Genomic DNA, 14,692 nt, shown 5'->3' on the forward strand with positions numbered 1-14,692 from the left:
TCTTTTTTATTAAATAATTGAAAGATTAAAAAATCTCCAAACCCTAATCTCTCACCAAAGGCATCGTAGAACACCTCAACAATCCGCCCATTTTAGAAATCTCGCGGTAAGGAATTTCTTCTACAGTCATTCCCCATTCATTTCGTAAATGATTATTCATTCTGGTAAATGCTTTGTCTGAAACCACTACTTCCGGAGATATCGAGAAAATATTCGGGAACATTTCAAACATTTCTTCTGCCGTAACGTGGAAACAGTTTTCCTCCCCAAAAATATCAATGATCAGACGGTAGTCGCTTTCGTCTACAAATCCATCTTTATAAATAATACACTTATCTTTTCCTACAGGATTGAATGTACAATCCAGGTGGAGGATTCCTTCATACGGTATTTTATCATTTTTCTTTAATTCAAGATCGATGATTCTTTTTTTAGGAAAATATTCTTTAAGAATCTCTATAGCATACTCGTTGGTTCTTGCCGTTTTATAATTCCTGTAATCTTCACTGAAACATGTTCCGATAAAAAGAAAATCATCCCATACAATTACATCTCCGCCTTCAATATGAGCAGTTTCCGGAAGATTGATGATTTTTCTCCAGGCCACTTTTTCAAATACTTTTTTATAAGCGTCCTGTTCATCAGCTCTGTCCGCAATAACGTTTGAAATAATCATTTTATCATCGATCACGAAAGCAACATCTCTGGCAAAAACCTGGTTGTAATCTTTAATAATGCTGGGGCGGAGAACTTCTACATCATATTTTTTAAGAACCGTTTCAAAGGCATCCATTTCATTAATGATATCCACTTCTTTAGGATACATATTATGTTCTATTGAATAATATGATTTGGCATCATAGCTTTCCTCAAGAGTGGGAACCGGTCCCATGGAATTTGGCTGGCCAAGAACAACTGATTTTAATTTTCCTGTTTCGTTTTTAATGTTTAGTTTCATAAAGATTTATGCATTCTACAAATATAAGTAAAGGTCTCTATTTGAAAAACTTTTGAAATATTTTATGCACAGAATTATTTTCTGGGAGATAAACTCATCCTTGATTATACCAAACACCCTTCTCTTTCACATTTTAACTCAAAATAATCAACTTTACAAAGTCTATAAACTACTGTTTATGATCTATTTAAGATGAAGATTATTGATATTTATTCAAAATAAATTCATACATTAGTGAAATAATTTTTCATGAAGAATTAAAACTTAGCTATTAACAATCAAAACATCAACATCATGAACAAGAAAAACCCGGCGCTACAAAATGCGCGAAAATTAGGAAGAGAAGAGCAAAAATCTGTAATAGGCGGTGGTATTACAAGACCAAGATACTGCTGCGAATGGGATGATGCCGGAAACTGTACCATCTGGACATGCGGTAACTGTGTATGTCCTTAGAATAAAAAGAACCTGCTTTATAAGCAGGTTTTTTTTATCTCGTTCTGTTTTCTTCTTCTGTTCTTTGGATTTCTTTAGTTTGATATTTTGAACTTCCAAAGTTGTAGCTTAATGAAAATATAAGCTTCCGATTATCCCACCAATGGATAAAACGGTTATCCATGATTTGCTTATGCCTGAATTCTAATTGTTGATTGTACGTATCAAACATATTATTAAAACTGATCTTTGTGTTCAAAGCATTATCAAGCCATGATTTCTGGACTGAAAGATCCACGGAATACCGTGGTTGTATAATATACAGACTATTCCCGGTTCTGGATTCGTAATTCGCAAAAAGATTGATCGTGTATCCTTCCGGAAGAGTAAATACCTGATTAAGCCTTACTTCATAATTATAAATTTTCAAAGCAAAAACCTCATTAAGATAGGGTCTGAATTCGTAATTATAATATCCGTTTACCTGGGCGTTTGCATTCCACCATTGGGTAATCTTGATTGGAAAACTGACTTCAAGGGTGGCAAATTTGCGATAAGGAAGATTGGCTCCTAAATATTCTAAGACGTTGGTTTCCGGGTTGTAGATCGGGTAACGCGTCATTACATCCTTTTCCTTTCCTATCATTAAACTTGTCACCCAATTCTTATACCGGTATGTTGCTTTGACCTGGCTGGTCAATGAAGGCTGCAAATAAGGATTTCCAATCCAGTAGTTCAACGGGCTGAAGTAATACCTGAAAGGATTAAGCTGTGAAAAATTAGGGCGGGTTATTTTTCGGCTATAGGAAAGAGACAGTTCATTGGATTTATTAAACACATAATGAGCACTAAAGGATGGCAGCCATTCAAGGTAATTCCTGGAAACAACAGAATCTGCGGTTATAGCCTCAGAGATACTTTTGGTATTTTCAAAGCGCAATCCGGCATTGATCTGTAATTTTTGAAATTTCTGACTGTATGCCAAATATCCTGCAAAAACTTTCTCTTTGTATGAAAACCTGTTGCTTCGGGTAGGATCAAAGACAAACCCATCATTCACCGAAAGCGTATCATACTTGATATTGTTATTTGTATGCGAATTGCTGAATTTAATCCCGGCTTCCAGATTAGCATTCCCCCATTTTTGCGCAGCATCTAGCTGAGCAGTATAAATATTAATTTTGTTGAGAAGATCAGATTTCCAATAAGATAAAAGTTGAGAATCAGGTAAATCTCTGTTGATAAAATCATCTTTCTGCTTATTTTCAACCGAAAGATGGTTTCCCAGAAAGTTTAGTCTGAAGTTCTTGTTTTGATAGGAATAATCTGTGGCTACACCATAGTTATCCTGTGTATAATCGATCGGGTTTTCACTGCCCGTATTAAAAACCACTTGCGATTCATCATGATTACTTGTATACAGGGTTCCTGAACGATTCCTGTCATGTTTTCTGAAATTGCGTCTTACATTTAGCCCCAATCTGTTTTTATCATTGATCCTGTAATCAAATCCGGCCTGAATATTCAATATTTCTGCATTATCCTTTTGATATGTAGTGGTCCGCATTACATTGGTATTGGCCAATCGCTGTAAAGCATTATAACGGTATGTTGAAATTCCGTTATTATATCCCAGCTGCATCGTATAGGCAATTTTCCCGGTGTTGTAAGATAAATTCAGAGTGTTTTCCCGGTAATTGAATTTATTCACCGATACATTTCCATTATAACTTCCTTTCCAGCCCAGATTCCCGTTCCTTTTTAACCTGATATCTATAATTCCTTTAAATTCGGCATCATATTTTGAAGAAGGGTTCGAATTCACCTCGAGAGATTCCACCATTTCAGGGGATAAGGAACGGAGATAAGATTGTAATTCCTGACTACTCATTACTACAGGTTTCCCATCAATAAAAATGGCAGGAGTGATTCTACCGCCAATAAATATGCCATCTTCCTGATCTACCGTAACCCCCGGAGTTTTCTTTAAAACTTCAAGAATATTAATAGATGCTTTAAAATCCTTATTCCCGGAAACACTTACAACGATGTTCCCTTCATTAAGTTTTATATTTCTGGGAGCCGCTTGTAATACCACTTCAGAAATTGTATTTATAGAATCTTTGAGCTGTAGAGAATCCGTCTCCTGCGATTTTGCAAAAAAGGATAAAAATAACAGCAGGATAAAAATCCGTAGTCTGGTCATCATAAATTTTAAATTTTATGATCCCAAAAGTATCGGAGACTGAGAAAAATGGAGTTTTGAAGTTTAAATTCCGAAGTACAAAATTATAAATCTGAACTCTGAAGCCCCGCCCCAGAAACGGTTAGCGATTGCTTATACAAAAGCGGCGTGGTATTTTTTATTTTCTTAAACGTTGAAAAAAAAGTAGATTTTGAATTGAAACCAACTTCATAGCCAATCTCTTCAATCTTTAAATAAGAATCATTTTCAATCAGTTCACAAGCTTCATGGATCCTGAATTCATTGATATAAGTAGAAAAGCTCTTGCCTAAATTATCATTCAATAATTGTGAAAGCTGGTGTGTTGACATATTCATTTTGGAGGCCAGATCAATCAATTTTAAATTCGGGTTTTTGTAGAGTTCTTCATGATGCATGAGCCTTTCCAATTTTGAAACAAAACCATCTGCCTTTTCACCGGAAATTTTTTTATTGGAATATTTATTAACGTCTTTAGAAATTGACGGTTGGGATTTTTTATTAAACAAAATTAAAAAATTAGCATACAGCACAAATGAAAAAACAAGGCTTCCACCTGCACAATATACCTGAACCCAACCTGTAGAGATGAGCTGATAGGCCAGGAAAATGATCACATTGCTGAGTAAAACGGGAAGAATAAACTTATTCGGATTCTTTGATTGCTTTTTGGAAAGAATATAATATTGGTACACTGAAACCAAAACAAAACCGGACCAGACCGTGTAAACAAACGTTGCAAAATATCTGTCCCATGTCACAGGAAAAAACAGGTATAAAATTCCGACAACGGTCAAAATACTGGTTAAGATTCCAAAAGATTTCCGGCATTTTTTTAAAATAAATTCTTCCTGTAAAAAAGATGCCCGAACATAGTAAAATAAAGCCGGCCCCGTAAAAAATAATGCTGCCAGACCAAAATACGGAATCACTCTCGGCCAATAAGGGTAAAAGTAAATACAAACAGAAATCCCGACTCTGATACTTAAGGTTAATAAAATTAAGCCTAAAAAGAAATCCGGGATATTCTTCAGCTTTTTAATAAACAACAAATAAATCCCAAGCAAAAGCCCGTTAAAAGCTCCTACCGCACTGAAGAAAAATAACATTTGTTGTCCGAAACTCATTATTGTCTGATTTGCAGAGTAAAATTAACGAAAAATATATTCGGTTTCAGACAATCATATAAATAATATTTAAGAACATTCATTAATCAGGATTTCTTTTCCTTCAGCATATTCCTTACCCCATTCACAAAGATCCTTTAAGATGGGTATTATATCTTTTCCTTTATTGGTAAGTATATATTCTATTCCCATCGGAACAGTATCCGGTAATTCTCTTTTCACAATAAGTCGGTGAGTTTCCAACTCTTTCAATTGCCTTCCCAAGACCTGTTCTGAAATATTCGGAAGCTCTTTTTTTATTAAATGAAACCTGTTATTCCCTTCAGAAATAGAATAAATAATCTGCGATTTCCATCGTCCGCTGATCATGCTGATCGCAGAATTAAGCTCACAGATTCCAAATAAAAACTGCTCATTCAATGCATTTGTGGAATTATTTTTTCTCATAATCTTAAGGACCTTTATAGCTCACAATTTTGTTCGTTATTGTAAGTCACCAATTGCATGCTGAAATTTACACTAAAATTACAAAAATATGATCACTAGAAATATTTCAATGATTATCAGCATTATAGCATCCTTTGTATTAAATGCACAAACAAAATGGATCTTAAAGTCCGAATTTTTATCAAAACCGGATACCGTCCTGGTGTTCCAGCCCAAAACGTATGATGCGGCTAAGGAGTATCCTTTAGTTTATTTGCTTCACGGCTATAGTGAAAATTACAGGCAATGGTCTCAAACAACGGATCTGCAAAAGCTGTCTGATCAATACAACATGATCATCGTTTGTCCTGATGGCTTTGTATCATGGTATATTAATAGCCCTTATAATAGAGGGTCCAGAATGGAAGATTTCTTTTTTAAAGAGCTGGTTCCAAAGGTTCATAACACCTTTACCATTGACAAAAAGAATATTTTCATCAGCGGATTAAGTATGGGCGGATACGGTTCATTAAGGTATTTTTTGCTCCATCAGGATTATTTTAATACCGCAGCCAGTACAAGTGGTGCGCTTTCCGTGGACTTTAGCATATTCAGAAATGCAAGCTTCTCTTTTTTTAAAAATACAAGGATTATTGATGATTTATTGCCTTTATTAGGTCCTAAAGAGCAATGGAGGCAATACAGTATCTCGACTCTTTTAAAATCCTATAATAAAGGAAAGCCCTTTTTGCTGGACTGTGGAACAGAAGATATTCTTTACCCTTCAACGGCTCAAATAAAAACCCTTGCAGATAAGATGAAAATTCCGGTTACTTTTATTACCCAGCCCGGGAACCATAATACAGAATACTGGCATGGATCAATTGAACAGCACTTTATATTCTTTCAACAACATAAAAAGTAATAATTTTACATTATAGTAAATCTTATATTTGGGCTTAAAGAGAATATAATGAAAATTCCCACAAAAAATCAGGAGGTTACTCAGTTTTTAGATGAACTGAATCACCCTTTAAGAAGTGAAATTGAATTATTAAGATCTGTTATTTTAGAATCTGCGGAAGATCTGGAAGAAAATATAAAATGGAACGGCCCCAATTATAGTTTTCAAGGTGAAGACGGGATCACCATGAAAATACAACCTCCAAAACAAATTCAACTGATATTCCATCGTGGCGCGAAAAAACTTGAGCAGCCTGGAAAACATTTGATCGATGATAACTCAGGGCTTTTAACATGGAAAGAAAATGACAGAACTTTTACCAGTTTCAAAAATATTGCAGAAATTAAAGATTCTACATCTGATCTCAATATTATTATCCAAAAATGGATTCAGCTACAAAATAAAAAAATCCCAAAGCAAGCTTTGGGATTTTTTTATTATTGAAGGCACAGATTATCTGTTGGCCATATCGATATAATCTCTTTGTTGAGCTCCTTGGTAAACCTGTCTTGGTCTTCCGATCGGGTCTCCTTTCAATCTCATTTCTTTCCATTGAGAAATCCATCCCGGAAGTCTTCCTAATGCGAACATTACGGTAAACATTTCAGTTGGAATTCCTAATGCTCTGTAGATAATTCCTGAATAGAAGTCTACGTTCGGATATAGTTTTCTTTCAACGAAGTACTCATCTTCAAGTGCTACTCTTTCCAATTGCATTGCAATGTCAAGGGCTTTATCCTGAATACCTAAAGCGTTAAGAATATCATCCGCAGCTTTCTTAATGATCTTCGCTCTTGGATCAAAGTTTTTGTATACTCTGTGTCCGAAGCCCATTAGACGGAAGTTATCGTTTTTATCTTTAGCTTTAGCAACATATTTAGAAACGTCTCCACCATCTTTTTCGATCAACTCAAGCATTTCGATTACTGCCTGGTTTGCACCTCCGTGAAGTGGGCCCCAAAGAGCAGAAACCCCTGCAGAAATAGAAGCGAAAAGTCCTGTATGAGCAGAACCTACCATTCTTACCGTAGAAGTTGAACAGTTTTGCTCGTGATCAGCATGAAGGATTAATAATTTATCTAATGCATCTACAACTACCGGATCGATTTCGAATTCTGCGTTCGGTAATCTGAATGTCATTTTGTAGAAGTTCTCTACATAGTTCAGGCTGTTATCTCCATGGTTAAGAGGCAATCCCTGAGTTTTTCTGTAAGTCCATGCGCAAAGGTGAGAGAATTTAGCAATCATTAATTCTGCAGCATGGTCCATTTCTTCTTTTGAGCTTACATCAACAGCTTTAGGATTGAAAGCAGTTAAAGCGGAAGTTAAAGAAGATAAAACTCCCATAGGGTGAGCAGAACGAGGAAAAGCATCAATGATTTTTTTCATCTCCTCTGCGATGAAGTTATAATTTTTTATGTTGTTTTCGAAAGACGTGTACTGATTCTGAGTAGGTAATTCACCATGTAATAAAAGGTACATTACTTCTGTGAAGTTAGATTTTTCAGCAATCTGCTCGATTGGGTAACCTCTGTAGAATAATTCTCCTTTGTCTCCGTCTAAATAAGTGATTTCGCTAAGGGTAGCTCCGGTGTTTTTATAACCTAAATCCAGAGTGATTAAACCTGTCTGGTCTCTTAATTTTGAAATATCTATCCCCCTGTCTCCGATAGTACTATCCACGATTGGATATTCATATGAATTACCATCGTAATTCAATATTACTTTGTTGTCTGACATTATTTATTTTTTTTCTAAATATACTACTTATTACAAAATACGGCAAACAAAAATAATCGCTTGCCGTTATTTATAAATTCAATTATCTTTTTACTTTAAACGCCTCTAATCCTGGGAAAATTGCGGTTTCACCTAATGCTTCTTCGATTCTCAAAAGCTGGTTGTATTTTGCCATTCTGTCTGATCTTGAAGCAGAACCTGTTTTAATCTGACCACAGTTCATTGCTACTGCTAAATCAGCAATTGTAGCATCTTCTGTTTCTCCTGATCTGTGAGACATTACGGAAGTAAATCTGTTGTTCTGAGCCATCTGGACTGCTGCCATTGTTTCGGAAAGAGAACCGATCTGGTTTACTTTGACAAGGATTGAATTCGCAATTCCTTCTTTAACTCCTCTTGATAATCTTTCAACATTGGTAACGAATAAGTCATCTCCAACCAATTGTACTCTGTCCCCGATTTTATCAGTCAACATTTTCCATCCTTCCCAGTCATTCTCCTGCATACCGTCTTCGATAGAAATAATTGGATATTTAGCTGCTAATTCTGCTAAGTAAGAAACCTGCTCACTGCTGCTAAATTGTGCAGCATCCGGAGTCTGGAATTTTCTGTAATCATATACCCCATCCTTATAGAATTCTGAAGCAGCACAGTCTAAAGCCAGCATGATATCATCACCCGGCTTATACCCTGCTTTTTCAATGGCCTGAAGCAATGTATCCAAAGCATCTTCAGTTCCTTTGAACGTTGGTGCAAAGCCCCCTTCATCACCTACCGCAGTAGATAAACCTCTGGAGTGTAAAATAGATTTTAAGTTATGGAAAATCTCAGTCCCTTTTCTCAAAGCATGAGAGAAAGAATCTGCCTTTACCGGCATGATCATGAATTCCTGAAATGCAATCGGAGCATCAGAATGCGATCCGCCATTAATTACATTCATCATCGGAACCGGAAGTGTATTGGCATTTACACCTCCAACATATTTATAAAGAGGCATTCTCAGCTCAGTTGCCGCAGCTTTTGCCGCAGCTAAGGAAACTCCAAGAATGGCATTCGCTCCCAGGTTACCTTTGTTGCTGCTTCCATCAAGATCGATCATGATCTGGTCTAAAAGATTCTGATCAAAAACAGGAAGACCTACCAATTCCGGAGCAATTACTTCTCTTACATTCTCCACAGCTTTCAGAACACCTTTTCCCAAATATTCGGAACCTCCGTCACGTAATTCAACCGCTTCGTGCTCTCCCGTAGATGCTCCCGAAGGAACTGCAGCGCGTCCCATAGCACCACTCTCCGTGAATACATCCACTTCAACAGTAGGATTCCCTCTGGAATCCAAAATTTGTCTTGCTTCTATGTAAGAAATATAACTCATAATTTTTTCTCTTTTTAATAAGCGACTGCATGAACAGCAGCTCTTTAATTAATAATTTACTTGAGTCACAAATTTAATGAAAAAAGTAGACTGATGAAAACGTATACTTTAATATTTCGTAATAAAGAGGCAAAAAATCTACAAGTTTTTATTAATTTTAATCAAACAAATTTAAATTCAAATAATCCTCAAAAAAGTATATGAAAAAAGAACTTCTAATAGCGGTTTCCCTTATTTCTCTCTCCCTCATAAGCTGTGGGAAAAGTGAAAGCGGAAACAAAGGCTCTATTAAGCTAGAGACATCGGAAACATCGGTGGTTGATAACAATGGTAAAATAGATACTCTGACTTCAGGTTCATCAACATCTATTGTTGACGGCAAGAAAACGGAAACAAAATCTTCTATTTATAAGGCCATCGACGGAACATTGGTAAAAGTGGTTTTCACGGAAGCTTCTCATGAAAGTACTCTGGCCATTACCAGCAACAAGAAGACTTTCACTCTTCCTAAAATAAAGTCTGATGCTACAGAAACCATCTATCAAAAGGATAATATGAAAGCGACGATCAAAGGAGACAGCCTGATTTTAGATCAGGATAACAACATTATTCAACTTGTGAAAACTAAAATATAAAGCATAAAAAAACCGTTCAGAAATCTGAACGGTTTTTTATATATCTGAAAAAGTCTTATTCTTCAGTTTTCTCTTCAGTAGAATCAGCTGCTTCTGCCTTTGGCTCTTCAACTTTTTCTTCTACTTTTGGAGCTTCAGCAACTACAGCAGCTTTAGCTGTTGTTGATCTTCTGCTTCTTCTTGTAGCTTTTTTCTCTTCAGCATTAGGATTGTAAAGCTCGTTGAAATCTACTAGCTCGATAAGAGCGGTATCAGCAGCATCACCTGGTCTGAAACCTGTTTTGATGATTCTTGTATAACCACCGTTTCTTTCAGCGATTTTAGGAGCTACTGTTCTGAACAATTCAGCAACAGCTTCCTTATTTTGAAGATATGAAAAAACAACTCTTCTATTGTGTGTAGTATCTTCTTTTGCTTTTGTTAATAGAGGCTCAACATATACTCTTAAAGCTTTAGCTTTAGCTACAGTAGTGTTGATTCTTTTATGCTCAATTAGAGAACAAGCCATATTAGAAAGTAAAGCACTTCTGTGAGAAGCCGTTCTTCCTAAGTGATTGAATTTTTTACCGTGTCTCATTATTAATTATTTATCAGCGTCTAACTTATATTTTGCAACGTCGAAACCGAAGTTAAGACCTTTTGAATGCACTAATTCTTCTAGTTCTGTCAAAGATTTTTTACCAAAATTTCTGAATTTCATCAAATCAGACTTACTGTAAGAAACCAATTCTCCAAGAGTTTCTACTTCAGCTGCTTTCAGACAGTTAAGGGCTCTTACGGAAAGATCCATATCTGCTAATTTAGACTTAAGTAATTGTCTTGTATGAAGAGTTTCCTCATCGTATTGGATAGATGCTTTTACAGCTTCAGTTTCAAGAGTGATTCTCTCATCAGAGAACAACATGAAGTGATAAATTAATATCTTAGAAGCTTCTGTTAAAGCGTTTTGAGGACTGATGGAACCATCAGTTTCTATATCTAATACAAGTTTTTCGTAGTCTGTTTTTTGCTCTACACGATAATTTTCAATGCTGTATTGTACTTTCTTAATTGGCGTGAAGATAGAGTCGATTGCAATAGTACCTACAGGTGCATTGTTTGACTTATTTTGTTCTGATGGAACATACCCTCTGCCTTTTTCTATATTGAAAGTAATTTCGAAAGTTACATCACTGTTTAGGTTGCAGATCACCAAATCCGGGTTCAACACCTCAAATCCGTTGATAGACTTCCCTAAATCTCCAGCAGTAATAACCGTCTGACCTGAAACCTTAGCAACTACCTGCTCATTAGCCTGGTTTTCTGCTACAGCTTTTAATCTTACCTGTTTAAGGTTAAGAATAATTTCGGTAACGTCTTCGATTACTCCTGGAATAGTTGAAAATTCGTGCTCTACACCTTCTATTTTGATAGATGAAATAGCATAACCTTCCAGAGAAGAAAGCAACACTCTTCTCAAAGCATTACCGATTGTAAGCCCGAAACCTGGTTCTAGTGGTCTGAATTCAAATTGACCTCTAAATTCATCAGAGTTAAGTAAAATTACTTTATCGGGTTTTATGAATTGTAAAATTGCCATATTATTGGGTTGAGCAAAAATTTGATTAAAAAATTATTTAGAGTAAAGTTCGACGATAAGCTGTTCCTTGATGTCTTCCGGAATTTGGATTCTTTCAGGAGCAGAAACGAAAGTACCTTCTTTCTTCTCATCGTTGAATTGTAACCACTCATAGTTTGCTTTAGAAGCCAATGCGTTGGTAACTACTTCAAGAGACTTAGACTTTTCTCTTACAGCGATTACGTCACCTGCTTTAAGCAAATAAGATGGAATATTTACTTTCTCTCCATTCACAGTAATGTGTCTGTGAGAAACCAATTGTCTTGCAGCAGATCTTGTTTTAGCAAAACCTAATCTGTACACTACGTTATCCAATCTAGATTCGCAAAGTTGTAATAGAACTTCACCTGTTACACCTTTACTTCTGTGTGCTTTATCGAATAAATTAGCAAATTGTCTTTCTAAAATACCATACGTATATTTAGCTTTTTGCTTTTCAGCCAACTGAACTGCATATTCAGATTTTTTAGCACCTCTTCTTTTATTAGGACCGTGTTGTCCTGGCGGTTGGTTTTTTCTTTTCTCGAAGTTTTTGTCATCTCCGTAGATTGCAGCACCAAACTTTCTAGCAATCTTAGTTTTAGGTCCAATATATCTTGCCATAATGGGTAAATTCTAAAAATTAAACTCTTCTTCTTTTTGGTGGTCTACATCCATTGTGTGGCATAGGAGTCACATCAATGATTTCACTAACTTCAATTCCTGAGTTGTGGATAGATCTGATCGCAGATTCTCTACCTGCACCAGGTCCTTTTACAAACACCTTTACTCTTCTTAACCCAGCTTCGTGAGCTACAGCAGAGCAATTTTCAGCTGCCATTTGAGCAGCAAATGGAGTATTCTTTTTAGAACCTCTGAAGCCCATTTTACCAGCAGAAGCCCAAGAGATAACCTCTCCGTTTTTATTTGTTAAAGAAATGATGATGTTATTGAAAGAAGCCTGAATATGTGCTTCACCAATAGCTTCAACTTTTACTTTTCTTTTCTTAACTACTTTAGTTTGTTTTGCCATAATTCCTAACGATTATTTACTAGCTTTTTTCTTGTTAGCAACAGTTTTTCTCTTTCCTTTACGGGTTCTAGAGTTGTTTTTCGTTCTCTGGCCTCTTAAAGGTAATCCTAGTCTGTGACGTATTCCTCGTTGGCATCCTATGTCCATCAATCTCTTGATGTTCAATTGCACTTCAGATCTTAATTCTCCTTCTACTTTAATGTTTTCAGAGATGTATGTTCTGATGGCAGCCAATTCATCGTCATTCCATTCGTTGACTTTCTTATCTTCGCTGATACCGGCAGCTTTAAGGATTTCTGAAGAAGTACTTCTTCCGATTCCGTAGATGTAAGTTAAACCGATAACGCCTCTTTTGTTTTTTGGTAAATCAATACCTGCAATTCTCGCCATAATTTAATGTTAGCCTTGTCTTTGTTTAAATTTTGGGTTCTTTTTGTTGATTACAAATAGCACACCTTTTCTGCGTACAATCTTGCAATCAGCGCTTCTTTTCTTAATTGATGCTCTAACTTTCATTTGAAAATATTTATTTTTTACTAATGCCAAATGGAAATCCGAAGATCCATTTGGCATTTGTTTTAATATCTAAATGTAATCCTCCCTTTTGTTAAATCGTAAGGAGACATTTCTAGTTTTACCTTATCACCAGGTAAAAGTTTAATATAATGCATTCTCATTTTACCGGAAATATGTGCAATAAGGATATGCCCATTTTCCAGTTCTACACGGAACATGGCGTTAGAAAGTGCTTCCACGATCACGCCATCTTGTTCAATATGTTTTTGTTTCGCCATAAATTAATATCCAGTCGTTCTTGATAATTTAGACTGCATTAAGCCATCATAGTGATGGTTCAGCAGATACGTATTAATCTGTTGAACAGTATCTAAAATAACCCCAACCATAATCAATAGTGAAGTTCCCCCGAAAAATAGGGCGAACGCATCTGTCTGAACAAAGCTTCCATGTACAATTGCTGGAAGGACTGCAAAGATAGATAAAAATATTGCACCTGGCAAGGTAATTTTTGATAAAATATCATCTAAATAATCAGCAGTGTCTTTTCCCGGTCTTACTTTCGGTACTAAACCACCGTTTCTCTTCAGATCATCGGCCATTTGGTTCACCGGAATGGTAATCGCAGTATAAAAAAATGAGAAGATAATAATTAATAGCGCGAACAATACATTGTATTGCCAGCTAAAAACATTCTTGAAACCTGCAAGAAAAGTATTAGACTCATCGAATTTCGTTAATAAACCAGGTACGAACATCAATGCCTGAGCAAAGATAATCGGCATTACACCGGCTGCATTTACTTTCAATGGGATCCACTGTCTTGCTCCCTGCATAAGATTTCTGTTTACACCTCCTCTTGCTTGAGCTCTGCTTACATACTGAATAGGAATTTTTCTAACAGCTACCGATAGGATCACTGCTAAAAGAACTACCAACATCCAGAATAATACTTCAATAAGGATCATGATAGACCCCATTCCTCCTTTTCCGTTCTGAACTGCCATTTCTTGCACGAATGCTTCCGGCAATCTTGAAAGGATCCCTACCATAATAAGGATAGAGATACCGTTTCCGATACCTTTATCGGTGATCTTCTCACCTAACCACATTGCAAATACTGAACCTGCTACCAAGATTACAATACTTGGCAACCAGAACATGATAGAATTTGGCTCTACAAAATAGGCAGATTGGAACTGAGCATATGGTAAGAATAATTGAGTAATAGAAGTTAAATAAGAAGGTGCCTGTACTAAACAAACTCCGATAGTTAACCATCTTGTAATTTGGTTCAATGTATTTCTACCTGACTCTCCATCTTTCTGAAGCTTCTGAAGATAAGGGATAGCCATCCCCATCAACTGAACAATAATAGAAGCAGAAATATAAGGCATGATTCCTAACGCCATTACGGAAGCGTGGCTGAATGCTCCTCCCGTAAATGACGAAAGCAAGCCAAGAAGACCTGCTCCTTGCTTGTTTCCGCCTTGATTTTTATAATGCTCTAAGAGATCTCCTACTTCTGCAAGGTTAATTGCAGGCAGGGAGATATAAGATGCGAATCTATACACAAGGATGATACCTAAGGTAAAGAGAATTTTGTCTCTTAATTCTTTTAGGTTCCAAATATTTTTGAGGGTTTGTATAAATTCTTTCATT

Annotated in this window: 18 protein-coding genes; 4 read left to right on the forward strand and 14 right to left on the reverse strand. The window is 36.1% G+C overall.

Going from position 1 to position 14,692, the window contains the following annotated elements:
* Nucleotides 1–43: 43 nt before the first annotated feature.
* The gene (locus BCF58_RS12630; RefSeq protein ID WP_121462193.1) at nucleotides 44–958 is read right to left on the reverse strand and encodes a dimethylarginine dimethylaminohydrolase family protein; all 915 of its coding nucleotides are present in this window, start codon (nucleotides 956–958) and stop codon (nucleotides 44–46) included.
* A gap of 294 nt (nucleotides 959–1,252) precedes the next feature.
* Between BCF58_RS12630 and BCF58_RS17460 the strand changes: the two genes are divergently transcribed.
* The gene (locus BCF58_RS17460; RefSeq protein WP_170149024.1) at nucleotides 1,253–1,414 is read left to right on the forward strand and encodes a hypothetical protein; all 162 of its coding nucleotides are present in this window, start codon (nucleotides 1,253–1,255) and stop codon (nucleotides 1,412–1,414) included.
* Nucleotides 1,415–1,448: 34 nt separating this feature from the next.
* Here BCF58_RS17460 and BCF58_RS12635 read toward each other — a convergent pair whose 3' ends face one another.
* The 3 genes from BCF58_RS12635 to BCF58_RS12645 form a co-directional block, all read right to left on the reverse strand.
* Nucleotides 1,449–3,602 carry a TonB-dependent receptor domain-containing protein gene (locus BCF58_RS12635; protein ID WP_121462194.1) on the reverse strand — a complete coding sequence of 718 codons (2,154 nt, stop codon included), beginning with the start codon at nucleotides 3,600–3,602 and terminating at the stop codon, nucleotides 1,449–1,451.
* An 80-nt stretch (nucleotides 3,603–3,682) separates the two neighbouring features.
* On the reverse strand, nucleotides 3,683–4,744 hold the full coding sequence (locus BCF58_RS12640) for a helix-turn-helix domain-containing protein (RefSeq protein WP_121462195.1): 1,062 nt from the start codon (nucleotides 4,742–4,744) through the stop codon (nucleotides 3,683–3,685).
* Between the two features lie 69 nt (nucleotides 4,745–4,813).
* On the reverse strand, nucleotides 4,814–5,191 hold the full coding sequence (locus BCF58_RS12645) for a winged helix-turn-helix transcriptional regulator (RefSeq protein ID WP_121462196.1): 378 nt from the start codon (nucleotides 5,189–5,191) through the stop codon (nucleotides 4,814–4,816).
* 88 nt (nucleotides 5,192–5,279) lie between these two features.
* Between BCF58_RS12645 and BCF58_RS12650 the strand changes: the two genes are divergently transcribed.
* Nucleotides 5,280–6,095 (forward strand): alpha/beta hydrolase, encoded by an 816-nt coding sequence (locus BCF58_RS12650; RefSeq protein ID WP_121462197.1) that lies wholly within the window; start codon nucleotides 5,280–5,282, stop codon nucleotides 6,093–6,095.
* 48 nt (nucleotides 6,096–6,143) lie between these two features.
* Nucleotides 6,144–6,578: a DUF1801 domain-containing protein gene (locus tag BCF58_RS12655; protein ID WP_121462198.1), complete on the forward strand. Its 435-nt coding sequence runs from the start codon at nucleotides 6,144–6,146 to the stop codon at nucleotides 6,576–6,578.
* A gap of 9 nt (nucleotides 6,579–6,587) precedes the next feature.
* Here BCF58_RS12655 and BCF58_RS12660 read toward each other — a convergent pair whose 3' ends face one another.
* Nucleotides 6,588–7,874, reverse strand: a complete 1,287-nt coding sequence (locus tag BCF58_RS12660; RefSeq protein ID WP_121462199.1) for a citrate synthase — start codon at nucleotides 7,872–7,874, stop codon at nucleotides 6,588–6,590.
* 82 nt (nucleotides 7,875–7,956) lie between these two features.
* The gene (eno, locus tag BCF58_RS12665) at nucleotides 7,957–9,249 is read right to left on the reverse strand and encodes a phosphopyruvate hydratase (protein ID WP_121462200.1); all 1,293 of its coding nucleotides are present in this window, start codon (nucleotides 9,247–9,249) and stop codon (nucleotides 7,957–7,959) included.
* Nucleotides 9,250–9,449: 200 nt separating this feature from the next.
* Here eno and BCF58_RS12670 point away from each other — a divergent pair, with 200 nt between their 5' ends.
* Entirely contained in the window at nucleotides 9,450–9,884 is a 435-nt protein-coding gene (locus tag BCF58_RS12670; RefSeq protein WP_121462201.1) for a hypothetical protein, read from the forward strand.
* 55 nt (nucleotides 9,885–9,939) lie between these two features.
* Here the strand turns inward: BCF58_RS12670 and rplQ are convergent, their stop codons facing one another.
* From rplQ to secY, 8 genes are all read right to left on the reverse strand, one after another.
* The gene (gene rplQ, locus BCF58_RS12675) at nucleotides 9,940–10,461 is read right to left on the reverse strand and encodes a 50S ribosomal protein L17 (RefSeq protein ID WP_121462202.1); all 522 of its coding nucleotides are present in this window, start codon (nucleotides 10,459–10,461) and stop codon (nucleotides 9,940–9,942) included.
* A 6-nt stretch (nucleotides 10,462–10,467) separates the two neighbouring features.
* Nucleotides 10,468–11,463, reverse strand: a complete 996-nt coding sequence (locus tag BCF58_RS12680; RefSeq protein WP_121462203.1) for a DNA-directed RNA polymerase subunit alpha — start codon at nucleotides 11,461–11,463, stop codon at nucleotides 10,468–10,470.
* A 33-nt stretch (nucleotides 11,464–11,496) separates the two neighbouring features.
* Complete coding sequence (rpsD, locus tag BCF58_RS12685) at nucleotides 11,497–12,105, reverse strand: 30S ribosomal protein S4 (protein ID WP_121462204.1); 609 nt, start codon at nucleotides 12,103–12,105, stop codon at nucleotides 11,497–11,499.
* A gap of 19 nt (nucleotides 12,106–12,124) precedes the next feature.
* A complete protein-coding gene (gene rpsK / locus BCF58_RS12690) occupies nucleotides 12,125–12,514 on the reverse strand; it encodes a 30S ribosomal protein S11 (RefSeq protein WP_002983263.1) in 390 nt (129 codons plus the stop codon).
* Between the two features lie 12 nt (nucleotides 12,515–12,526).
* Nucleotides 12,527–12,904, reverse strand: a complete 378-nt coding sequence (rpsM, locus tag BCF58_RS12695) for a 30S ribosomal protein S13 (RefSeq protein ID WP_050020611.1) — start codon at nucleotides 12,902–12,904, stop codon at nucleotides 12,527–12,529.
* Between the two features lie 9 nt (nucleotides 12,905–12,913).
* Nucleotides 12,914–13,030 (reverse strand): 50S ribosomal protein L36, encoded by a 117-nt coding sequence (gene rpmJ / locus BCF58_RS12700; protein ID WP_007839480.1) that lies wholly within the window; start codon nucleotides 13,028–13,030, stop codon nucleotides 12,914–12,916.
* A 62-nt stretch (nucleotides 13,031–13,092) separates the two neighbouring features.
* Nucleotides 13,093–13,308 carry a translation initiation factor IF-1 gene (gene infA / locus BCF58_RS12705; RefSeq protein WP_002983257.1) on the reverse strand — a complete coding sequence of 72 codons (216 nt, stop codon included), beginning with the start codon at nucleotides 13,306–13,308 and terminating at the stop codon, nucleotides 13,093–13,095.
* Between the two features lie 3 nt (nucleotides 13,309–13,311).
* Complete coding sequence (secY, locus tag BCF58_RS12710) at nucleotides 13,312–14,691, reverse strand: preprotein translocase subunit SecY (protein WP_121462205.1); 1,380 nt, start codon at nucleotides 14,689–14,691, stop codon at nucleotides 13,312–13,314.
* Nucleotide 14,692: the final 1 nt, after the last annotated feature.

The sequence above is a fragment of the Chryseobacterium defluvii genome (assembly GCF_003634775.1).
Lineage (GTDB): Bacteria > Bacteroidota > Bacteroidia > Flavobacteriales > Weeksellaceae > Chryseobacterium > Chryseobacterium defluvii.